Here is a 21,393-nt window from a genome sequence, read left to right as displayed (position 1 = left end):
TGTCAGCCCGCACACAAAAACAAACCAGTGGGAGCTCTCCATGCACGAAACCAAGCAGACGCGCGTCCGCTATCTGATCCTGTTCATGCTGTTCGTGGTGACCACGATCAACTATGCCGACCGCGCCACCATCTCCATCGCCGGCTCCGCCCTGCAAAAAGACCTCGGCATCAGTGCCGTCTCCCTCGGCTACATCTTCTCCGCCTTCGGCTGGGCCTATGTGCTCGGCCAGATCCCCGGCGGCTGGCTGCTCGATCGCTTCGGGTCGAAGAAGGTCTATGCGGCGAGCATCTTCACCTGGTCGGTGTTCACCATGCTGCAAGGCTACATCGGTGAATTCGGCATCGGCACCGCGGTGTTCCTGCTGTTCGCCCTGAGATTCATGGTCGGCCTGGCCGAAGCGCCCTCCTTCCCCGGCAACGCCCGCATCGTCGCCGCCTGGTTCCCCACCAAGGAGCGCGGTACCGCCTCGGCCATCTTCAACTCGGCGCAGTACTTCGCCACCGTGCTGTTCGCGCCGCTGATGGGCTGGATCGTCTACCACTTCGGCTGGCAGCACGTCTTCGTGGTGATGGGCGCCCTGGGCATCGCCTTCTCGGCGGTGTGGATGGCGGTGATCTACAGCCCCCGCGAACATCCCCGCGCCAACAGCGCCGAGGTCGAGTACATCGCCAGCAACGGCGGCCTGGTCGACCTGGACACCCCCGGCAAGAAGAGCGAAGGTCCGAAGTGGAGCTACATCGGCCAGCTGCTGACCAATCGCATGATGGCCGGCATCTACCTGGGCCAGTTCTGCATCAACGCCCTCACCTACTTCTTCCTCACCTGGTTCCCCGTGTACCTGGTGCAGGAACGCGGCATGACCATCCTCAAGGCCGGCATCATCGCCTCCCTGCCGGCCATCTGCGGCTTCATCGGCGGCGTGCTCGGCGGGGTGATCTCCGACTGGCTGCTGCGTCGCGGCAGCAGCCTGAGCGTGGCGCGCAAGACCCCCATCGTCGCCGGCATGCTGCTGTCGATGAGCATGATCCTCTGCAACTACGTCGACGCCGACTGGATGGTGGTGGGCTTCATGGCCATGGCCTTCTTCGGCAAGGGCATCGGTGCCCTGGGCTGGGCGGTGGTCTCCGACACCTCGCCCAAGCAGATCGCCGGCCTCTCCGGTGGCCTGTTCAACACCATCGGCAACCTGTCGTCCATCACCACCCCGATCATCATCGGCTACATCATCGCCGCCACCGGTTCCTTCAAGATGGCCCTGGTGTTCGTCGGTGCCAATGCCCTGGTGGCCGCCATCAGTTACCTGTTCGTCGTCGGCGAGATCAAGCGCGTCGAGTTGCGCGGCGTGCCCACGCCGCCTGCCGAAGCCCCGCTCGCCGCTGAAACCTCTCGCTGATCGCCAAGGAGCCCGACCATGACCCAATTCAACGCCACCCCCGCCCTGCACACCGGCACCCCGGTGGTCACCTCGCTGGAAGTCGTGCCCGTCGCCGGCCAGGACAGCATGCTGCTCAACCTGAGCGGCGCCCATGGCCCCTACTTCACCCGCAACGTGCTGATCCTCAAGGACAGCGCCGGCCGCACCGGCGTCGGCGAGGTGCCCGGCGGCGAGAGCATCCGCCAGACGCTGGAAGACGCCCGCCAATTCCTCATCGGCCAGCCGCTGGGGCAGTACCAGCGCATCCTCGGCCAGGTCCGCCAGGCCTTCGCCGGTCGCGATGCCAGCGGCCGTGGCCTGCAGACCTTCGACCTGCGCATCACCATCCACGCCGTCACCGCCCTGGAAGCCGCCCTGCTCGACCTGCTCGGCCAGCACCTGGAGGTGCCGGTGGCGGCCCTGCTCGGCGAAGGCCAGCAGCGCGACGCCGTAGAGATGCTCGGCTACCTGTTCTATGTCGGCGACCGCAACAAGACCACCCTGGACTACCGCAGCGAAGCCGAGAGCGACGACGCCTGGTTTCGCGTGCGCAACGAAGAGGCCCTGACCCCCGAGACCGTGGTGCGCCTGGCCGAGGCGGCCTATGACCGTTACGGCTTCAAGGACTTCAAGCTCAAGGGCGGCGTACTCAGCGGCGACGCCGAGATCGAGGCGGTCACCGCCCTGGCCGAGCGCTTCCCCGAGGCGCGCGTGACCCTGGACCCCAACGGCGCCTGGTCGCTCAAGGAAGCCATCCGCCTGTGCCGCGACCAGCACCACGTCCTGGCCTATGCCGAGGATCCCTGTGGCGCCGAGAACGGCTATTCCGGACGCGAGGTGATGGCCGAATTCCGCCGCGCCACCGGCCTGCCCACCGCCACCAACATGATCGCCACCGACTGGCGCCAGATGGGTCACGCCATCCAGCTGCAATCGGTGGACATCCCCCTGGCCGATCCGCACTTCTGGACCCTGCAGGGCTCGGTGCGGGTGGCGCAGATGTGCAACGACTGGGGCCTGACCTGGGGTTCGCACTCCAACAACCACTTCGACATCTCCCTGGCCATGTTCACCCACGTCGCCGCCGCGGCGCCGGGCAAGATCACTGCCATCGACACCCACTGGATCTGGCAGGACGGCCAGCGCCTGACCAGGCAACCGCTGGAAATCAAGGGCGGCCTGGTGGCGGTGCCGCAGCAGGGTGGCCTGGGCGTGGAGCTGGACCTGGACGCCCTGGCCCGCGCCCACGAGCTGTACAAGGCCAAGGGCCTCGGCGCGCGCGACGACGCCATGGCCATGCAATTCCTCTCGCCCAACTGGACCTTCGATAACAAGAAGCCCTGCCTGGTGCGCTAGGCCCTTCGGCCCGCCAACAGCGCCCGCTCCGGACTCTCCGGGGCGGGCGCTGTTTCCGTTCCAGCGTCCGACACCTGGAATTACACCTACCGATAGCCTGCTAAGCGTTCGTTAAGCTCACCGGATGGACACTGACCCCAAGGTATCTCGCAACCCTGCCCGATACCCCCGCGGTTCCAGTTACTTTCGTATCCGGGAGAAGCACATGAACCTCAATCGTCGTATCGCCAAGAGCCTCCTCGTCCTGACCATCGCCTCGGTGTTTTCCACCGCCGCCCTGGCCGACACCCGACCCGACATCGCCACCCAGCAGGTCGCCACCCTGCCGGCGATCTCCCAGCAGGGACAGCAGGCCTTCATGGACGTGGTCGCCGCCCGCCAGGACCTCTTCGAGGCCCATGTCGATCAGGCCAAGCAGCACCTGGCCGCCGCCGAGAGCGCGCTGCAGACCGCCCAGACCGACAAGACCGCCTACCTCAAGTCGGCCAGGGACCTGCGCGGTCAGGACGGCAAACTCATGCAGGTCTCCGCGCAGGACGCCAAGGCCACGTCCTGGCTGCCGATCTGGAGCGGCATGGCGCTGCGTGACGACTATGTCGCCACCCCGGCCAAGAACCAGGCCGTGGTCCAGGCCAACGAGAAGATCCAGCAGGGCGATACCAAGGCCGCCGGCGAGATCCTCAAGGTGGCCGGCGTCGACGTCGACTACTCCACCGCCGTGCTGCCGGCCCAGGAAACCCTGGATCTGGTGCACCGGGCCAATCAGGAGCTGGGCCACGAGCAATACTGGCAGGCCAACCTGACGCTCAAGCAGGTGCAAAACAGCCTGAGATATGACAACGCCAACGTCGACGTGACCCCCACCGGCTGGTTCTCCAAGACCACCACGGTGTTCACCCCGGTCGACAAGACCTGAGCCGGTCGCGGCGGCCTGATGCAGGTGGGATCGTTAACTTCAGCGTAACGATTCCGCCTTCAGGTTGATTGAACGCCAGGGAGGCGAGGTCTAGGGTGACTCCACGACAGGTGATTCGTGGAGACTCCAATGACAACGACATCCCACCCACCGGCTCGGATCGCCAGGCGCCGCGGTGACAAGCAGCAGCGCCTGGACCGGGTGGCCGCGCTGGCCGATGGCAAGGTGCTGCCCACCGCATCCATCGTCGCGGCCCTGGAACAGCTGCTCGCCCCCGGCGACCGGGTGGTGCTGGAAGGCAACAACCAGAAGCAGGCCGATTTCCTCTCCCGCAGTCTCGCCCAGGTCGATCCGGCCCGGCTGCATGACCTGCACATGATCATGCCCAGCGTCGGTCGCGCCGAGCACCTGGATCTCTTCGAACGCGGCATCGCCCGCAAGCTGGACTTCTCCTTTGCCGGCACCCAGAGCCTGAGGATCAGTCAGCTGCTGGAAGACGGGTTGCTGGAAGTGGGCGCCATCCACACCTACATCGAACTCTACGCCCGGCTGCTGGTGGACCTCATCCCCAAGGTGGTGCTCAGTGCCGGCTTCATGGCCGACCGCGCCGGCAACATCTACACCGGCCCCAGCACCGAGGACAGCCCAGCGCTGATCGAGCCGGCGGCCTTCAGCGACGGCATCGTCATCGTCCAGGTCAACCAGCTGGTGGACGACGTGTCCGAGTTGCCGCGGGTCGACATCCCCGCGGACTGGGTGGATTTCGTGGTGGTGGCCGACCGGCCCTTCTATATCGAACCCCTGTTCACCCGCGATCCGCGCCATATCAAGCCGGTGCACGTGCTCATGGCGATGATGGCCATCCGCGGCATCTACGAGCGCCACCAGGTGCAGTCGCTCAACCACGGCATCGGTTTCAACACCGCGGCCATCGAACTGATCCTGCCCACCTACGGCGAGCGCCTGGGACTCAAGGGCAAGATCTGCCGGCACTGGACGCTCAATCCCCACCCCACGCTGATCCCGGCCATCGAGAGCGGCTGGGTGGAAAGCGTGCACTGCTTCGGCACCGAGCTGGGCATGGAGGGCTACATCGCCCAGCGCCCGGATATCTTCTTTACTGGTCGCGACGGCTCGCTGCGATCCAACCGCCTGCTGTGCCAGCTGGCTGGTCAGTACGCCGTCGACCTCTTCATCGGCGCCACCCTGCAGGTGGACGGCGATGGCCATTCCTCCACCGTGACCCGCGGGCGCCTGGCCGGCTTCGGCGGCGCGCCCAACATGGGTCATGACCCGCGCGGCCGCCGCCATCCCACCCCAGCCTGGCTGGACATGCGCCAACAGACGGGCGACAGCGCCCCGGCGCTGCTGGAGCGCGGCAAGAAGCTGGTGGTGCAGATGGTCGAGACCTTCCAGGAAGGCGGCAAACCCACCTTCGTCGACACCCTGGATGCCGTGGAGGTGGCGCGCAAGAGCGGCATGCCGCTGGCGCCCATCATGGTCTATGGCGACGACGTGACCCACCTGCTCACCGAGGAAGGCATCGCCTATCTCTACCGCGCCCGCTCCCTGGAAGAGCGCCGGGCGATGATCGCCGCCGTGGCCGGGGTCACCGCCATCGGTCTGCGCAGCGATCCGGCCGAAGCGCGGCGGCTGCGCCAGGAAGGCCTGGTCGCGCTGCCCGAGGACCTCGGCATCCGCCGCACCGACGCCAGTCGCGAATTGCTCGCCGCCAAGAGCATCGGCGAACTGGTGGAATGGTCCGGCGGCCTCTATCAACCCCCGGCCAAATTCAGGAGCTGGTGATGCCCGCCCTCGCCCGTCTTGCCCCGCCTCCCGCCGAACGCCTGGCCGACCTGGCCGTGACGGCCCTGGTCGACGAAGCCGAACTCTCACCCAAGCCGGCCCTGGTGGATCGTCGCGGCCAGGGTGCCCACCAGGACCTCAGCCTTGGCCTGATGCTGACCTCCGCCCAGGCGCTGAGGCCCTGCTTCCAGGCCATGGCCGAAGCCGCCGAGCTGGGGCTGCCCGCGGCCGACCTGCGCCGCCTGATCGGCCGCCTGGGTCGCGATGGCGAAGCCGCGATGCTGAGCGTGACCGGTGGCGTCAACACCCATCGCGGCGCCATCTGGGCGCTGGGGCTGCTGGTGACGGCGGCCGTGCAGGCGCGGCCTGGCTCGGCGCAGGCGCTGTGCCTAGCCGCCGGGCGCCTGGCCAGCCAGCCCGATCCGGACGCACCCAACACTGCGCCCAGCCATGGCCAGCGTGTCGCCCAGCGCTATGGCGTCGGCGGCGCCCGGGCCGAAGCCGCCGCGGGCTTTCCAGCCATCCACCAGCGCGGCCTGCCAAAACTGCGCGCCAGCCGCCAGGCGGGTGCCGGCGAGCAGAACGCCCGCCTGGATGCCCTGCTGGCGATCATGACCCGGCTGGACGACACCTGCGTGCTGCACCGCGGCGGCCTCGCCGCACTCAGCGCCATGCACCAGGGTGCCCAGGCGGTACTGGACGCCGGTGGCAGCGCCAGCCTCGCCGGGCGCCGCCAGCTGTTGTTGCTGGATCGCCAGTTGCTGGCCGCCAACGCCTCTCCCGGGGGCGCCGCCGATCTCCTGGCCGCCACCCTTCTCGTCGATCGCCTGGAGCCACGGCTCCCTGGAGACCTCTGATGGAACATTTCAGCTGCAGCTATCCGGCCAGCCAGCGCCGCCGGTGTCGGGCCCTGGTGGGTTGCGTCGGCTCGGGGGATCTCGAAGTCCTCCTCGAACCCGCCAACGCCGACTTCACCCTCAGGGTGACCACCTCGGTCAATGGCAGCGAACCGCGCTGGCGCGCCCTCTTCGACCGGCTGTTCGCCGCCCGTAACGACCTGCCGGCCCTGACCCTGGACATCCACGACTTCGGCGCCACCCCCGGCGTGGTGCGCCTGCGCCTGGAGCAAGGTCTGGAAACCCTCGACCTGGAGGAAGCCGCCCATGGCTGAAGCCACCCTTCCCGACGTGCAGGAATTGCTGCACAGCCGCAGCTTCGTCGAACTCGGTGCCCGCGAACGGGCGCGCACGGTGCTCGACGCCGGTAGCTTTCGCGAGTTGGTCGGGCCCTTCGAGCGGCTGATGTCGCCCTGGCTGCCCAGGCAGGGCATCGTCTGCCAGGCCGATGACGGCGTGGTGGTGGCCAAGGGGCTGATCGACGGCCAGCCGGCGGTGGTCTGCGCCATCGAAGGTGCCTTCCAGGGCGGCAGCATGGGCGAAGTGGGCGGCGCCAAGATCGCCGGGGCGCTGGAATTGGCCCTGGAAGACAACCTCTCCGGCACCCCGACCCGCGCCGTGCTGCTGCTGGAAACCGGCGGTGTACGGCTGCAGGAAGCCAACCTGGGGCTGGCGGCCATCGCCGAGATCCAGGCGGCCATCGTCGCCTTGCGCAGCCACCAGCCGGTGATCGGTGTCATCGCCGGCAGCGTCGGCTGCTTTGGTGGCATGTCCATCGCCGCGGGGCTATGCAGTCAGCTGATCGTCACCCGCGAGGCGCGACTGGGCCTCAACGGACCCCAGGTGATCGAGCAGGAAGCCGGCATCGAGGAATACGACTCCCGCGACCGCCCCTTCATCTGGAGCCTGACCGGCGGCGAGCAACGGGTCGCCACGGGCCTGGCCGATGTCTTCGTCGCTGACGACAGCGCCGCCGTGACCGCCGCCATCCGCCAGGGCTTCACCCGGGGCGTTGCCGGCGCCTTGCGCAGCCAGCAGGCCGAACACTATCTGACGCGTCTTGCCGATCTCGACACCCGTCCCCAAGCGGACGCCGCCGCGGTTCGCCACCTCTATGCCGGAGACCAGCCATGAGCACCCAGCCTTCGCAACGCGGCCTGACCTGGTTCCAGGCCTTGGCCGGTCAGGGCGAGGCCGTCACCGGCCTGCCCGCCTCCCTGCGCGTCGCCGACTTCGAACTGGCCGGACGCCCCGCGCGCTGGCTGGCGGTGGTAGCGGATGCCGAAAATCCCTTTCCCCGCGCCCGTCAGGGCGAGGTGGGCCTGCTGGAGGGCTGGGGCCTGGCCCGGGCCATCCAACAGGCCATCGCCGAGGATGGTGGCGCTGAGATGAAACGCACCCTGATCGCCCTGGTGGACGTGCCCAGCCAGGCCTATGGGCGCCGCGAGGAAGCCTATGGCATCCACCAGGCCCTGGCCGGGGCCGCCGGGGCTTATGCCGAGGCGCGTCTGGCCGGGCACCCGGTGCTGGGGCTGCTGGTGGGCAAGGCCATGTCCGGCGGCTTTCTCGCCCATGGCTACCAGGCCAATCGGCTGCTGGCCCTGCGCGATCCCCAGGTGCAGGTGCATGCCATGGGCAAGGCCTCGGCGGCGCGGGTCACCCTGCGTAGCGTCGAGGACCTGGAACGCCTGGCGGCCGACATTCCACCCATGGCCTATGACCTGGACAGCTATGCCTCCCTGGGCCTGCTCTGGCGCCAGCTGGAAGTGGCCCAGCCCGGCCAGCCCTCGGCCGAAGATGTGCAGCAGGTGCGCCAGGCCCTGGCCGACGCCCAGGCGGATGTGCTGGCCAGCGGAGCCACCGATCTCAGGCTGCGGCTGGATGGCGCCAATCGCGCGGCCTCTCGCGAGGTGCGCGAACGCCTGCGGGCAGTTTGGAAGGCGTGATGAGCGAGCGGATGGGCCCGTTGGGCTTCGCTGGCGCTCAACCCAACCTACGGGACACTTTCGTAGGTTGGGTTGAGCGCAGCGAAGCCCAACACCGCCCCCACGACCTCCTCTGGGGCCTGCCCCCGGACGCCTTGCCCTTGCACGCTCCACTCTGGGCCCACCAGATCGCTCAGACTGGCCTGCCCGTGGTGGTGCGCCGAACCGCACCCGAGGCCGGCCGCATCCCCGTCGGCCTACGTGGCACCATCCGCGCCGAGCGGCTAGCGGCTTGGCTGCAGCCTGCTGCCGTATTGCAGCGGCGGTCTCCCGAAGAGCTGCGGATCACAAACGGTTGCCGGGATCTACCCCCCCTCGACACCTTTGCCCGCCTGCAAACCCGGCTGGACGACCTGGGGCTGCCCTGGGGGCCCACCGGCGCCGCGGGTTATGAATTGGCCTCCGGCTGGCCGGCGCTGCATGCCGGGAGCGATCTGGATTTGCTGATCCGCTGCGCCGCTCCGCTGCCGCGCGACCAGGCGCGGGCCTTGCTGGTGTCCCTGCAAGGGCAAGCGCTGTGTCGTCTGGACATCCTGCTGGAAACCCCGCTCGGCGGCGTGGCCCTGGCCGACTGGGCCGGGAGCGCCCCACACGTGCTGCTCAAGACCGCTGCCGGTCCCCGGCTGGTAGGCGATCCCTGGCCGGAGGCGCGCGCCGCATGAGTACCCTCTTCCAGTTTCCCGGCCAGGGTGCGCAGCGCCCAGGGATGTTGCATACCCTGCCCGAGGACGCCGAGATCCGGCGGACGCTGGAGGAAGCCGCTGAGGTGCTGGACACCGATCCCCTCGACCTGGACTCCGCCCAGGCCCTGGAACACACCCGCGCCGTGCAGCTCTGCTTGCTGATCGCCGGCGTCGCCACGGCGCGCCTGCTCTTGAATCGCGGACCGGCGCCGCAACTGGTGGCCGGGTTGTCCATCGGCGCCTATGCCGCCGCGGTAGTGGCCGAGGCCCTGGACTTCGCCGATGCCCTGCGCCTGGTGGCCCGCCGCGGTGAATTGATGCAGGCAGCCTATCCGTCCGGCTACGGCATGCTGGCGATCCTTGGCCTGGGGCGCGGCGCGGTCGAGAAGCTGGTCTCTGATCACCAGCGTCCTGACGCGCCGCTGTACCTGGCCAATGCCAATGCCGAGCAGCAATACGTGGTGGCGGGGAGCGACGCCGGCCTGGCCGTGCTGGCCGAGGCGGCGCGCACCGAGGGCGCGGCGGCGGCCAAACGCCTGGCCATGAGCGTGCCCTCCCATTGCCCGCTGCTGGCGGAGGCCGCCGCGACCCTGGAGCAGGCCTTCGCCGGCGTCGAGCTGCGCGCGCCGCGCCTGGCCTATCTGAGCGGCACCTCGGCCCGGCGGCTGGTGCGCGCCGAGCAGCTGCGCGACGACCTGGCCTTCAACATGGCGCGGCCCATCGAATGGCACGCCACCCTGGAAGCCGCGCGCGAGCGCGGCGTACGCCTGGCCATCGAGCTGGCGCCGGGCAGCGTGCTCACCCAGCTGGCCAGGCGCGTATTGCCCGCCAGCGGCGTGCTGGCCTGGCAGGATACCCACCCCGATACCCTGGACGCGCTGCGGCGCGAGGAGGCGGCACGACTGGATTGAGCATCCCGACTACGGCGGCTGCCCTCACCCCAGCCCTCTCCCCTAGGGATAGGGGGTAAAAAGCGAGAGCGGTGCCAGGCTTCACCCCCACCCCAAGCACAACCGAGGACAACAACAATGATCATCTACGGTGTCGCTTTACTCTCCCTCTGCACCCTGGCCGGCATCTTCGTCGGCGAAGTCCTGGGCCGGCTCATCGGCGTGCCCGCCAACGTCGGCGGGGTCGGCATCGCCATGTTGCTGCTGATCTTTTTCAGCAGCTGGATCAGCAATCGAGGCACCGGCCTCAAGCCCAAGACCGAACAGGGCGTGGAATTCTGGAGTGCCATCTACATCCCCATCGTGGTCGCCATGGCGGCGCAGCAGAACGTGGTGGGCGCCCTGCACAGCGGCCCCATGGCCATCCTCGCCGGCCTGACGGCAGTGGGTATCGCCTTTGCGCTGGTGCCGGTGCTCGACCGCCTGGGCCGCAAGAAGCCGACCCCCGCCACCCCCGCTCCCCTTAGCCAGACCGCCCGGTGACCACCATGCTGATCGAAGCCCTGAGCAAGACCACCCAGTCCTACGGTTTGATCGCCTCCTTCGCCATCATCGGCGTCATCATGTGGGTCTCCTACTGGCTCTCCGACACGCTCACCCGCGGGCGCCTGCACGGCTCGGCCATCGCCATCTTTCTCGGCCTGCTGCTCGCCTATGTCGGCGGGGTCGTCAGTGGCGGCCAGAAGGGCCTGGTGGACCTGCCGCTGCTGGGTGGCCTGGGCCTGCTCGGCGGCGCCATGCTGCGCGACTTCGCCATTGCCGCCACGGCCTTTGGCGTCAACATGCGCGAGTTGCGCGAGGCGGGTATCGCCGGCGTCATCGCCCTGCTGATGGGGGTCTTCTCTTCCTTTATCGCCGGGGTCGCCATCGCCCTGGCGTTCGGCTACACCGACGCGGTCAGTCTGACCACCATAGGTGCGGGCGCAGTGACCTATATCGTCGGCCCGGTCACCGGTGCGGCCATCGGCGCCAGCTCGGATGTCATGGCGCTGTCCATCGCCGCTGGCCTGGTCAAGTCCATCGTGGTGATGATCGCCACGCCCTTCCTGGCGCCCTACATCGGCCTGAACAATCCGCGCACCGCGGTGATCTTTGGCGGCCTGATGGGTACCTCCAGCGGTGTGGCCGGGGGCCTCGCCGCCACCGATCCGCGCCTGGTGCCCTATGGTTGCCTGACGGCAGCCTTTTACACCGCCCTGGGCTGCCTGCTCGGCCCATCGCTGTTGTTTCTGGCGACCCGCGCCGTCGTCGGTGGTTGAGAACTAGCCGCGTGCGTACATCCGGCACTCGGCAACGAAGGCCAGCAGATTGGGATCGCGCTCGCGGCTGCGCAGAAAGACCGCGCCGATGCGCTGCTGCAGCCGGTAGCGCGGCGCCAGGGGCAGCAGCTTGAGGCGGTTCTGGTAGACCGCCTCGACCCGCCCCGGCAGCAGCGCGTAGCCCACCCCGGAGCTGACCATGCTCATCAGCGAGAAGATGTCGTTGACCTGCATGATGACCTCCGGCTCGAAGCCGGCCTGGGCGAACACCTGGCGGCCGTCGCGAAAGGTGGCGAAGCCCTGGGTCAGGGTCACGAAGGGCACCCCGGCGAGATCGCGCAGGTCCACCTCGGCCTGGTCGGCGAAGGGCGAGTCGCTGGGCGCGGCCAGGAAGATATCGTCGCTGAACAGCTCGACGCTCTCGCAATCGGCATCCACCACGGCGTCGTCCAGGGCCACCAGCATGGCGTCCAGCTTGAAGTCGTGCAGTTGCTCGGCGAGATCGGCGTTGGAGCCCAGCACCAGGTCGATGTTGAGTTCGCTGCGCCTGAGCTTGAGGCCCATGATCAGCTGGGGCACGGTCTTGACCGTCAGCGAATAGAGCGCACCCAGGCGAAAGCGATCGGCCGAGAAGCCCGCCGCCTGCCGGGTCAGCCGCACCGTCTCCGCCAGGTCCTGCATCAGTCGCTCGGCCCGCGCCTCCAGCACGAAGGCGCCGTCCAGCGGCGTCAGGGTACGCCCCTCGTGCTTGAACAGCGGACAGCGCAGGGCGTTCTCCAGCGAGTGGATGGCGCGGTGCACGCTGACATGGCTGGTTCCCAGCTCGGCGGCGGCCCGCGCCAGGTTGCGACTGCGCATGAAGGCCAGAAAGATCTCCAGCTTGCGCAGGGTGAGGTCATCGGTATCGGACATGGCGGCCAGCGGGCGGTAGGAGACAGCTGCCCACCTTGCCCGGATGGGCGGGCGGCGTCGAGTCTTCGAATCGCCCTGGCGGCGCCTGGCTCCCTCGGTGCAATCCCGAGGGAACCAGGCGCCCTCTTTCGGCCCTACAACCAACCCTTGATCTGCTGGCAGACCGCCGTGGTGGAGATGCCGTAGCGGTCGTGCAGGGTCGGCAGCGCCCCGGCGTCGAGGAAGGCGTCGGGCAAGGCGATCTGGCGGAAGGTGGGCGTCACCCCGTTGCGCAGCAGGGTGGTCGCCACCGCCTCCCCCAGGCCGCCGATCAGCGAATGATTTTCCGCCGCCACCACCAGCCGCCCCGGCTTGCGGGCTTCCGCCAGGAGGGTCGCTTCGTCCAGTGGCTTGATGGTCGGTACGTGCAGCACCGAGACGTCCACGCCATCCGCGGCCAGGGCCTCGGCGGCTTCCAGGGCGCGCATGGTCATCAGGCCGGTGGACACCACCAGCACGTCGCGCCCGGGGCGCACCACCTGGGCCTTGCCGAGCTGGAAGCGGTAGTCGTAGCGATCCAGCACCAGGGGTACGTTGCCGCGCAGCAGGCGCATGTAGACCGGCCCCTGGTGGGCGGCGATGGCCGGCACCGCCTGCTCGATCTCCAGGGCGTCGCAGGGGTCGATCACCATGAGGTTGGGCATGGCGCGAAAGATCGCCAGGTCGTCGGTGGCCTGGTGGCTGGGGCCGTAGCCGGTGGTCAGCCCGGGCAGGCCGCAGACGATCTTGACGTTGAGATTCTCCTCGGCGATGGCCATGCAGATGAAGTCGTAGGCGCGTCGCGAGGCGAACACCGCATAGGTGGTGGAGAAGGGTACGCAGCCTTCGCGCGCCATGCCGGCGGCGGCGCTCATCAGCAACTGCTCGGCCATGCCCATCTGGTAGAAGCGCTCGGGATGGGCCTTGGCGAAGATGTGCAGGTCGGTGTACTTGGCGAGGTCCGCGGTGAGGCCGACGATGTCCTGGCGCTGCTCGGCCAGGGCCGCCAGGGCGTGGCCGAAGGGAGCCGGTCGGGTCGGCTGGCCCTCGGCGGCGATGCTAGCGATCATCGCCGAGGTGGTCAGGCGTGGCTTGGTGGCGGTGGTAGTCATCAGAAGTCCCTCCCGGCATCCAGGGCGTCGAGGGCCAGGGCCCATTCGTGCGCCTCGACGCGGATGAAGTGAGTCTTGTCGCGGGTTTCCAGGAAGGGCACGCCCTTGCCCATGCGGGTATCGCAGAGAATGATCCGGGGCTGCGCGCCCGGGTGCTGGCGAACCCGGTCGAAGGCGGCGACCAGCGCCGCGCGGTCGTTGCCATCGACGCGCTGGACGAACCAGCCGAAGGCCTGCCAGCGCTCGGCCAGGGGCTCGAAGGCGAGGATCTCGCGGCAGTGGCCGTCGGCCTGCTGGTTGTTCACGTCCACCAGGGCGATGAGATTGTCCAGTTGCCAGTGGGAAGCCGACATGGCCGCTTCCCAGGTGGCGCCTTCGTTGAGTTCGCCATCGGAGAGCAGGTTGTAGACGAAGGATTTCGACTGCTTGCGCTTGAGGCCGAGGCAGGCGCCCACGGCGATGCCCAGGCCCTGGCCGAGGGAACCGCCGGTGATCTCCATGCCGGGGGTGTAGGCGGCCATGCCCGACATGGGCAGGCGGCTGTCGTCGCAGCCATAGGTCTCCAGCTCTTCCTGCGGCACGATCCCGGCCTCGATCAGCGCGGCATAGAGGGCGATGGCGTAGTGGCCGATGGACAGGTAGAAGCGGTCGCGCCCTTCCCACTCGGGCTCCTGGGGCTGGTAGCTCAGGGCATGGAAATAGGCGACCGCCAGGACGTCGGCGACACCTAGGGCCTGGCCGACATAACCCTGCCCCTGGATCTGACCCATGCGCAGGGCATGGCGGCGGATGTTGTGGGCGCGCTCGGCCAGGGAGAGCGTTGCGAGCTGTGGCGAAGAAGCGGTCATGATCTGTACCTCGATTAGCGATTGACCAGGGCGGCGGGAATGCGCAGGACCAGCGTGGCGCCGATCACCAGCACCCCGGTGATGAGGAACATGCCGATGGCGCTGGAGCCGGTGCTGGTGGTGATCCAGCCGATCAGATAGGGCGAACAGAAGCCGGCCAGGTTGGCGAAGCTGTTCACCGCGGCGATGCCGGCGGCGGCGGTGACTCCGCCCAGCAAGGTGGTGGGCAGCATCCAGAACAGCGAGGACGCGGAAAGGATGCCGGCCGCGGCCAGGCACAGGCTGAGGATCGACAGGGTGACGTTGTGGCCGAAGACCGCGGCGAGGCTGAGGCCGCAGGCGCCCAGCAGCATGGGAATCACCAGGTGCCAGCGACGCTCGCGGTGCCGGTCGCCGCTGCGTCCGGCGAGCAGCATGGCGACGATAGCGCACATGTAGGGCAGGCTGGTGAGCAGGCCGATGTGCAGCGGATCGGCGACCCCCGAATTGCGCACCAGGGTCGGCAGCCAGAAGGTGATGGCGTACTGGCCCATGACCACGCAGAAGTAGATGCCGGCCAGCAGCCACAGCCGGCGATCACGGATGAAGTCGCGCACGCTGGCGTGCTCGGTCTTGTGCTGGTTGTCCTCGGCCAGTTCCTTCTGGATCAGCGCCTTTTCCTCGTCGTCGAGCCAGGTCGCCTGGTGCACGCCGTCCTTGAGATAGCCGAGCACCATCAGCCCCACCACCACCGTGGGAATGGCTTCGATGACGAACATCCACTGCCAGCCGGCCCAGCCGTGGACGCCGGCGAACTGATTCATGATCCAGCCGGACAGCGGCCCGCCGATCATGCCCGACAGCGGAATGGCGACGAACCAGAGCACCGTCATGCGGGCGCGGCGGTAGGAAGGAAACCAATAGGTGAGATAGAGCAGCAGGCCCGGCGCCAGGCCGGCCTCGGCGACGCCGAGCAGGAAGCGCAGCAGATAGAACTGCCAGGCCGTCTCGACGAAGGCGAACATCCCGGAAAGGATGCCCCAGGTGATCATGATGCGGGCGATCCAGCGGCGGGCGCCGACCTTGTGCAGGATGATGTTGCTGGGCACCTCGCAGAGGAAGTAGCCGAGGAAGAACATGCCGGCGCCGAGGCCGTAGACGGCTTCGCTCAGCGCCAGGTCGTTCATCATCTGCAGCTTGGCGAAGCCGACGTTGACCCGGTCCAGATAGGCGCAGAAGTAGCACAGCATCAGGAAGGGCATCAGCCGCCAGGCGGTCTTGCGATAGGCATTGGCGCGCGCCGAGGTGGCCGCTGCCAGGGTGAGCGTAGTCATGGTCTGATCTCTTGTTGTTATGGACGCCGCAGGCGCGGCGCCCTTGTCGATGCAGAGCGTTGAAAACGAGGGGGCGATCAGTGAATCAGCATGCCGCCGTTGACGTCCAGGGTGACGCCGGTCAGGTAGCCGGAGAGATCGCTGGCCAGGAACAGCGCGGCATTGGCCACGTCCCTGGGCTCGCCGAGACGACCCAGGGGGATGCCGTCGATGATCGACTGGCGGCGCTCGTCGTGCATCAGCCCGCCGGTGATATCGGTCTGGATCAGACCGGGGGTCAGGGCATTCACGCGGATGCCGTCCGGCCCGAATTCCCGCGCCATGGCCCTGGTCAGGCCCAGCACCCCGGCCTTGGCGGCGCTGTAGTGGGGACCGCCGAAGATGCCGCCGCCGCGCTGGGCGGACACCGAGGACAGGCAGACGATGCTGCCACCGCCCTGCTCGCGCATGGCCGGGATCACCGCCTGGGACATCAGCAAGGTGCCGCGCAGGTTGACGTCGAGGATACGGTCGTAGTCGGCGCGGCCGATCTCCAGGGTCTTCACCGGCTGGGTGATGCCGGCATTGTTGACCAGCACGTCGAGGCGACCGTACTGGGCGAGTGCCTGGTCGACCGCGGCCCTGACCTGGGCTTCGTCGGCCACGTTGGCCGCCAGGCCCAGGTGGCCCTCGCCGAGGCTGGCGGCGGCATCCCGCGCCGCGCTGGCATCGAGGTCGAGGATGATGACCCGCGCGCCCTGGGCGGCGAAGGCCTGGGCCGTGGCTCGACCGATGCCGCGGGCGGAGGCGGCGCCGGTTACGAGGGCGATCTTGTCTTGCAGCAGCAGGGAATGCAGGGGCATGACGCTATCCTTCTTGTTGTTGTGGAGGGCTGTCGCTGAGGGCCAGAGTGCCCCTGCCCCAGGGCTCCAGCAACGCAGCCTGCGTCAGACCGTGCTGAATAAAATTCATGCCTGTGGCTTGGCAGCCGGGCCAGGTCTCTCGACAATCAGCCTCGAACTGGCCACAGGAGCCGCGCCCCATGGATTCCGGCAAGACGCTTTCCCTGCCACCCCTGAAAGCCCTTCAAGCCTTCGAGCAGACCGCCCGCTTCGCCAACGTCGCCCGCGCCGCCGAGCAGCTGGCGCTGACGCCCTCGGCGGTCAGCCATCAGCTGGCCAAGCTGGAGGCCCTGGTGGGACGCGCCCTCTTCGTCCGCGGTGCGCGCGGCATGACCCTGACCCCGGCCGGGGAGCAATACCTGGAAGAGGTCAGCGAGGTGCTGCACCGGCTGGCCATGGCCACGGATCGCGCGGCCAGCGATGCCGGCCTGGAATGCCTGCGCCTGCATTCGGCACCGAGCTTCGGCCTGCTCTGGCTGATGCCACGGCTGGAACAGTTCCGCCAGAGTCATCCCGACCTGCAGATCAACCTCTCCTGCTCCTACGAATCCCTGCATTTCAGCCGCGACAAGGTCGACATCGACATCCGCCACGGCCTGCCCAGCTGGCCGAACCTGGAGATCCGCACCCTGCAGCGCGAACGCCTGGCGGTCCTGGCCGCGCCGCAGTTGCTGGAAAAACGCCCGGTCCACTCGCCAGCGGATCTGCTGCACAGCGAGCTGATCCTGTCCGAGGCCACCCTGATGAAGTGGCCCAACTGGTTCGCCCAGCAGGGCCTGGCGCTGCCGGAACGCCCCTACACCCTGAGTTTCGATCGCTCCTACATGACCCTGGAAGCCGCCCGCCACGGGCTGGGCTTCGCCCTGGAGAGCACGGTGCTGGCGGCGGACTATCTGGCCCGGGGGGATCTGGTACGGGTACTGCCCCAGGATGACGACCTGCCGGTGGCCGCTCACCACCTGGTGTTTCCCCGGGCGCACTCGCGCTACGCCCGGGTGCGGCGCTTTCTCGACTGGCTGCAACAGGAGCTGGGGCAGCCCTTCGAGTACTAGCCGGCCTGTAGCCGCTCCTGGAGCAAGGCGACGAAGGCCTGGGCCGCCGGGGTGAGGCTGCGGCCGGTGGGCGTGAGGATGCCCAGCGGCCGGGCCAGGCTCTCGCCGCGGACCGGCAGGGCCACCACCGGGGCTTCGCCGCCCGCCGATTCCGGCAGCAGGGCCAGGCCCTGCCCGGCCGCCACCAGCGCCAGCAGGGTGCTCATGTAGTTGGCCTCCAGGGCTGCCACCAGGCGCAGGCCGGCGGCGGCGAAGGCGAAGTCCAGGCACTCGCGCACGCTGCTGTCACGACCCGTGAGCAGCAGGGGCACGGCGTCGAGTTCGGCCAGGGTGATCTCGGCACGGCTCGCCCAGGGATGGTCGCGGGGGACGAACAGCTGCAGGTGATCGACGTAGAGCGGCTGGAAGTCCAGGCCCACGGCCCGCGGGCGAACGCCGATGCCCAGGTCCACCTGCCCTTCCCTGACCAGCGCCTCGACCCGCCCGGCCACCACGTCCTGCAGGCGAACCTCGATGGCCGGATGACGCGCCTGGAAGGTCTTCAGCAATTCGGGAAAGGGCCCCATGAAAAACGACGGCAAGGCCGCCAGGGTGATCCGCCCGCGGCGCAGACCGGCCAGGTCCCGGGCGTGAGTCTGGACATCGCCCAGGTCCACCAGGATGCGCTCCAGGGGGCCGCGCAGCTCTTCCCCGGCGGTGGTCAGCTGGACCCGCCGCGGGGTGCGCTCCAGCAACTGCACCTCCAGCCAGGCTTCGAGTTGCTGGATCTGTACGGTGAGCGCCGGGGGTGACAGGTGCAATTCCTCCGCGGCGCGGGCGAAAGAGCCCTGACGGGCCACGGCGAGAAAGGCCTGCACGTGCTGGAGCAGATTCTTCATTTTGTTTTTCTGAACGCTGCTTCGGAAGATTCCAATTTACAGGACCTCGGACGTCTTCGAATACTGGACCCACAACAACAAAACCTCCCGTGCGCCCGCCCGCCGCGCCACGGTCCAAGGAGTCCGCCATGCTCGCCCTGCTCGGTGTCGTCACCATTCTCGCGTTGCTCGTCGCGGTCATGAGCAAACGCGTCTCGCCCCTGGTCGCCCTGATCGTCATCCCCATCGCCGCGGCCCTGATCGGTGGCTTCGGCCTGGGCACCAGCGCCTTCATCATCGCCGGCATCAAGGGTGTCGCCCCGGTGATCGGCATGTTCGTCTTCGCCATCCTGTTCTTCGGCATCATGACCGACGCCGGGATGCTCGATCCCATCATCGACCGCATCCTGCGCACCGTCGGCACCCGGCCGACGCGCATCGTCTGCGGCAGCGCCCTGCTCGCCCTGCTGGTGCACCTGGACGGCTCCGGCGCGGTGACCTTCCTGGTGACCATTCCCGCCATGCTGCCGCTCTATACCCGCCTGGGGCTGGACCGGCGCATCCTCGCCTGCGTGGCGGCCATGGCCGCCGGGGTCAACTTCCTGCCCTGGACCGGGCCGGTGCTGCGCTCCTCCGCTGCCCTCCACGTGCCGGTGGCCGACCTCTTCCAGCCGCTGATCCCGGTGCAGCTGGTCGGCCTGGCCTTCGTCTTCGCCAGTGCCTGGTGGCTTGGGCGGCGCGAAGAGAAGCGCCTGACCCTGGCCGGCCAGGCGCCCTGGCTGGCCGGCGGTGGCGCCGGCGCCGCGCCGGAGCGGGTGCTCAGCGAGGCCGAGCGCGCCCTGCGTCGCCCAGAGCGCTTCTGGATCAACCTGCTGCTGACCCTGGTGGTGATGGGCGTGATGATCGCCGGCTGGGTCGATCCGGTGGTGATGTTCATGCTTGGCACCGTGGCCGCGCTGTGCCTGAACTACCCCTCGGTGGACGCCCAGAAGGCGCGCATCGACGCCCACGCCAAGACCGCCCTGACCATGGCCAGCATCCTGTTCGCCGCCGGCGTCTTCACCGGCATCATGCAGGGCAGCGGCATGCTCAAGGCCATGGCCCAGGTGGCGGTGGCCGGTATCCCGGCCGGGCATGGCCAGCTGATCCCGGCGGTGGTGGGCTTTCTGTCCATGCCGCTGAGCCTGCTGTTCGACCCGGATTCCTTCTACTTCGGCGTCATGCCGGTGATCGCCGAGGTCGGCCGCAACCTGGGGGTCGATCCGGTGCAGGTGGCCCAGGCCTCGCTGCTCGGGGTGCACACCACCGGTTTCCCGGTCAGCCCCCTGACCCCGGCGACCTTTTTGCTGGTGGGCCTGTGCAAACTGGACCTGGCCGATCACCAGCGCTTCACCATCCCCTTCCTGTTCGCGGCCTCGGTGCTGATGACCCTGACCGCCCTGCTCCTGGGAGTCTTCTAGATGAGCCGTCTTCTTCGCATCGGCTGCGGCGCCGGCTACTCCGGCGATCGCATCGAACCCGCCGTGGAGCTGGCCGAGCACGGCCGGCTCGACTACCTGGTCTTCGAATGCCTGGCCGAACGCACCATCGCCCTGGCGCAACAGGCGCGGCTGGCCGATCCCGAGGCGGGTTTCGATCCGCTGCTGGAGGCACGGATGCGCCGCATCCTGCCGCTGTTGCGCCAGGCCGGGCGACCGCGCCTGCGGGTCGTCACCAACATGGGCGCCGCCCATCCCGCCGCCGCGGCGCGCAAGGTCGCGGCCCTGGCGCGGGAGCTGGGCATAGGCGGGCTAAAGATCGCTGCCGTGGCCGGCGACGACGTGCTGGCCCAGTTGCCCGCCGACGCCCGGCTGGACAACGGCCAGACCCTGGCCGAACTGGGTGACCGCCTGATCTCGGCCAACGCCTACCTGGGGGTGGAAGGCATCGTCCAGGCCCTGCAGGCGGACGCCGATGTCATCGTCACCGGGCGAGTGGCCGATCCCTCGCTGTTCCTGGCGCCGCTGGTGCATGAATTCGGCTGGGCGGTAGATGACTGGGAGCGTCGCGGACGCGGCACCCTGGTCGGCCATCTGCTGGAATGCGCCGGCCAGGTCACCGGCGGCTACTTCGCCGATCCCGGCTACAAGGACGTCCCCGACCTCGCGCGCCTGGGCTTTCCCCTGGCCGAGGTCGACGCCGACGGCCAGGCGACCCTTACCAAGGTCGCCGGCTCCGGCGGTTGCGTGACCCCGGCGACCTGCACCGAACAACTGCTTTACGAGGTCCACGACCCGGCGGCCTACCTGACCCCGGACGTCACCGCCGACTTTTCCGGCGTCGCCCTGGAGCAGTCCGCGCCCGACCGGGTCGCGGTCAGCGGGGCCCGGGGCAAGCCGCGCCCCGAGCAGCTCAAGGTCTCGGTGGGTTATCGCGACGGCTGGCATGGCGAAGGCCAGATCTCCTACGCCGGCCCGGGCGCCGTGGGCCGAGCCAGGCTGGCCGCTGAGGTGGTGCGCGAGCGTCTGCGACTCTGTGGCGTACCGGTGGAAGAGCTGCGCTGCGAACTGATCGGCTGCGACGCCCTGCACGGCGCCACCTTAGCGGCCCGGGCCAGCGGCGAACCCTGGGAGGTGCGGCTGCGCGTCGTCGGCCGCTGCGCCAGCCGGGCGGCGGCGGTGCAGATCGGCAACGAGGTGGAAACCCTGTACACCAATGGCCCGGCTGGCGGTGGCGGCGCCACCAAGGCGGTCCGTGAGGTCATCGCCGTGGCCTCGCTGCTGTGGCCGCGTACGGCCGTCACTTCTACCCTGGAGCTGGAGACGCTGCCATGAAACTGCGCGAGATCGCCCACGTCCGTACCGGCGACAAGGGGGACATTTCTAACATGGCGGTGATCGCCTATCGCCGCGAAGACTTCGAGCGCCTGCGCCAGGCGCTTACCGCGGAACGGGTCGCCGACTGGTTCGCCGACAGCCGCCCGACCGCCGCCGCGCCGGTGCGCCGCTACGAATTGCCGGCCCTGGGCGCGCTGAATTTCGTGCTGCCGGGCGCCCTGCGCGGCGGCGTCACCCGTTCGCTGGCGCTGGACGCCCACGGCAAGGGCCTGGGTGCGGCGCTGCTGGATCTGGAGCTGGAGGACTAGAAACGCCG

22 protein-coding genes are annotated in these 21,393 nt (G+C 68.7%); 16 read left to right on the top strand and 6 right to left on the bottom strand.

The genetic code is table 11. The annotated features are described in order from the left end of the window. The first annotated feature begins 40 nt into the window (after positions 1-40). The 12 genes from CFE50_RS05125 (at position 41) to madM (ending at position 11,268) form a co-directional block, all read left to right on the top strand. Positions 41-1,396, top strand: a complete 1,356-nt coding sequence (locus CFE50_RS05125; protein ID WP_027602164.1) for an MFS transporter — start codon at positions 41-43, stop codon at positions 1,394-1,396. 18 nt (positions 1,397-1,414) lie between these two features. After that, positions 1,415-2,773: a glucarate dehydratase gene (gene gudD / locus CFE50_RS05120; RefSeq protein WP_007158531.1), complete on the top strand. Its 1,359-nt coding sequence runs from the start codon at positions 1,415-1,417 to the stop codon at positions 2,771-2,773. 205 nt (positions 2,774-2,978) lie between these two features. Beyond that, entirely contained in the window at positions 2,979-3,689 is a 711-nt protein-coding gene (locus CFE50_RS05115; protein ID WP_027599545.1) for a YfdX family protein, read from the top strand. A gap of 129 nt (positions 3,690-3,818) precedes the next feature. Further along, a complete protein-coding gene (gene mdcA, locus CFE50_RS05110) occupies positions 3,819-5,495 on the top strand; it encodes a malonate decarboxylase subunit alpha (RefSeq protein WP_115945548.1) in 1,677 nt (558 codons plus the stop codon). Then, on the top strand, positions 5,495-6,352 hold the full coding sequence (locus CFE50_RS05105; RefSeq protein WP_286731787.1) for a triphosphoribosyl-dephospho-CoA synthase: 858 nt from the start codon (positions 5,495-5,497) through the stop codon (positions 6,350-6,352). Before mdcA ends, CFE50_RS05105 begins: the two co-directional genes overlap by 1 nt. Beyond that, entirely contained in the window at positions 6,352-6,666 is a 315-nt protein-coding gene (locus tag CFE50_RS05100; RefSeq protein ID WP_169853783.1) for a malonate decarboxylase subunit delta, read from the top strand. Before CFE50_RS05105 ends, CFE50_RS05100 begins: the two co-directional genes overlap by 1 nt. Next, positions 6,659-7,525, top strand: a complete 867-nt coding sequence (locus tag CFE50_RS05095) for a biotin-independent malonate decarboxylase subunit beta (protein WP_169853781.1) — start codon at positions 6,659-6,661, stop codon at positions 7,523-7,525. Before CFE50_RS05100 ends, CFE50_RS05095 begins: the two co-directional genes overlap by 8 nt. Next, positions 7,522-8,337: a biotin-independent malonate decarboxylase subunit gamma gene (gene mdcE, locus CFE50_RS05090; protein WP_286731783.1), complete on the top strand. Its 816-nt coding sequence runs from the start codon at positions 7,522-7,524 to the stop codon at positions 8,335-8,337. The genes CFE50_RS05095 and mdcE overlap by 4 nt, the downstream gene beginning before the upstream one ends. 11 nt (positions 8,338-8,348) lie before the next feature. Beyond that, on the top strand, positions 8,349-9,038 hold the full coding sequence (locus CFE50_RS05085) for a malonate decarboxylase holo-ACP synthase (protein WP_286731968.1): 690 nt from the start codon (positions 8,349-8,351) through the stop codon (positions 9,036-9,038). Beyond that, positions 9,035-9,970, top strand: coding sequence for a malonate decarboxylase subunit epsilon (gene mdcH / locus CFE50_RS05080; protein WP_286731781.1), 936 nt, complete (start codon positions 9,035-9,037; stop codon positions 9,968-9,970). Before CFE50_RS05085 ends, mdcH begins: the two co-directional genes overlap by 4 nt. A 117-nt stretch (positions 9,971-10,087) precedes the next feature. Continuing rightward, a complete protein-coding gene (gene madL, locus CFE50_RS05075; RefSeq protein WP_286731779.1) occupies positions 10,088-10,492 on the top strand; it encodes a malonate transporter subunit MadL in 405 nt (134 codons plus the stop codon). An 8-nt stretch (positions 10,493-10,500) separates the two neighbouring features. Then, on the top strand, positions 10,501-11,268 hold the full coding sequence (gene madM / locus CFE50_RS05070) for a malonate transporter subunit MadM (protein WP_286731966.1): 768 nt from the start codon (positions 10,501-10,503) through the stop codon (positions 11,266-11,268). Positions 11,269-11,271: 3 nt separating this feature from the next. Here the strand turns inward: madM and CFE50_RS05065 are convergent, their stop codons facing one another. From CFE50_RS05065 to CFE50_RS05045, 5 genes are all read right to left on the bottom strand, one after another. Then, entirely contained in the window at positions 11,272-12,180 is a 909-nt protein-coding gene (locus tag CFE50_RS05065) for a LysR family transcriptional regulator (RefSeq protein ID WP_007158542.1), read from the bottom strand. A gap of 134 nt (positions 12,181-12,314) precedes the next feature. Beyond that, positions 12,315-13,310, bottom strand: coding sequence for a transketolase family protein (locus CFE50_RS05060; RefSeq protein ID WP_286731774.1), 996 nt, complete (start codon positions 13,308-13,310; stop codon positions 12,315-12,317). Beyond that, complete coding sequence (locus CFE50_RS05055; protein ID WP_286731772.1) at positions 13,310-14,158, bottom strand: transketolase; 849 nt, start codon at positions 14,156-14,158, stop codon at positions 13,310-13,312. Before CFE50_RS05055 ends, CFE50_RS05060 begins: the two co-directional genes overlap by 1 nt. A 14-nt stretch (positions 14,159-14,172) precedes the next feature. Then, positions 14,173-15,471, bottom strand: coding sequence for an MFS transporter (locus CFE50_RS05050; protein WP_241809842.1), 1,299 nt, complete (start codon positions 15,469-15,471; stop codon positions 14,173-14,175). Positions 15,472-15,548: 77 nt separating this feature from the next. Beyond that, entirely contained in the window at positions 15,549-16,298 is a 750-nt protein-coding gene (locus CFE50_RS05045; protein WP_145248634.1) for an SDR family NAD(P)-dependent oxidoreductase, read from the bottom strand. 194 nt (positions 16,299-16,492) lie between these two features. Here CFE50_RS05045 and CFE50_RS05040 point away from each other — a divergent pair, with 194 nt between their 5' ends. After that, positions 16,493-17,404 (top strand): LysR substrate-binding domain-containing protein, encoded by a 912-nt coding sequence (locus tag CFE50_RS05040; protein ID WP_241809843.1) that lies wholly within the window; start codon positions 16,493-16,495, stop codon positions 17,402-17,404. On the opposite strand, the gene CFE50_RS05035 is transcribed toward CFE50_RS05040, so the two are convergent. Further along, complete coding sequence (locus CFE50_RS05035) at positions 17,401-18,282, bottom strand: LysR family transcriptional regulator (protein ID WP_286731768.1); 882 nt, start codon at positions 18,280-18,282, stop codon at positions 17,401-17,403. The genes CFE50_RS05040 and CFE50_RS05035 overlap by 4 nt on opposite strands. 128 nt (positions 18,283-18,410) lie before the next feature. On the opposite strand from CFE50_RS05035, the gene CFE50_RS05030 reads away from it, so the two are divergent. The 3 genes from CFE50_RS05030 to CFE50_RS05020 are packed head-to-tail and all read left to right on the top strand — an operon-like array spanning position 18,411 to position 21,385. Next, entirely contained in the window at positions 18,411-19,721 is a 1,311-nt protein-coding gene (locus CFE50_RS05030; RefSeq protein WP_093251558.1) for a CitMHS family transporter, read from the top strand. Beyond that, positions 19,722-21,074 (top strand): acyclic terpene utilization AtuA family protein, encoded by a 1,353-nt coding sequence (locus tag CFE50_RS05025; protein WP_241809845.1) that lies wholly within the window; start codon positions 19,722-19,724, stop codon positions 21,072-21,074. It abuts the gene before it with no gap. Continuing rightward, the gene (locus CFE50_RS05020; protein ID WP_241809846.1) at positions 21,071-21,385 is read left to right on the top strand and encodes an AtuA-related protein; all 315 of its coding nucleotides are present in this window, start codon (positions 21,071-21,073) and stop codon (positions 21,383-21,385) included. The genes CFE50_RS05025 and CFE50_RS05020 overlap by 4 nt, the downstream gene beginning before the upstream one ends. The last annotated feature ends 8 nt before the right edge of the window (positions 21,386-21,393 follow it).

The sequence above is a fragment of the Pseudomonas sp. PGPPP4 genome, assembly GCF_002256045.1.
Classification (GTDB): Bacteria; Pseudomonadota; Gammaproteobacteria; order Pseudomonadales; family Pseudomonadaceae; genus Chryseomonas; species Chryseomonas oryzihabitans.
This window is presented reverse-complemented; position numbering and strand designations above follow the sequence as displayed.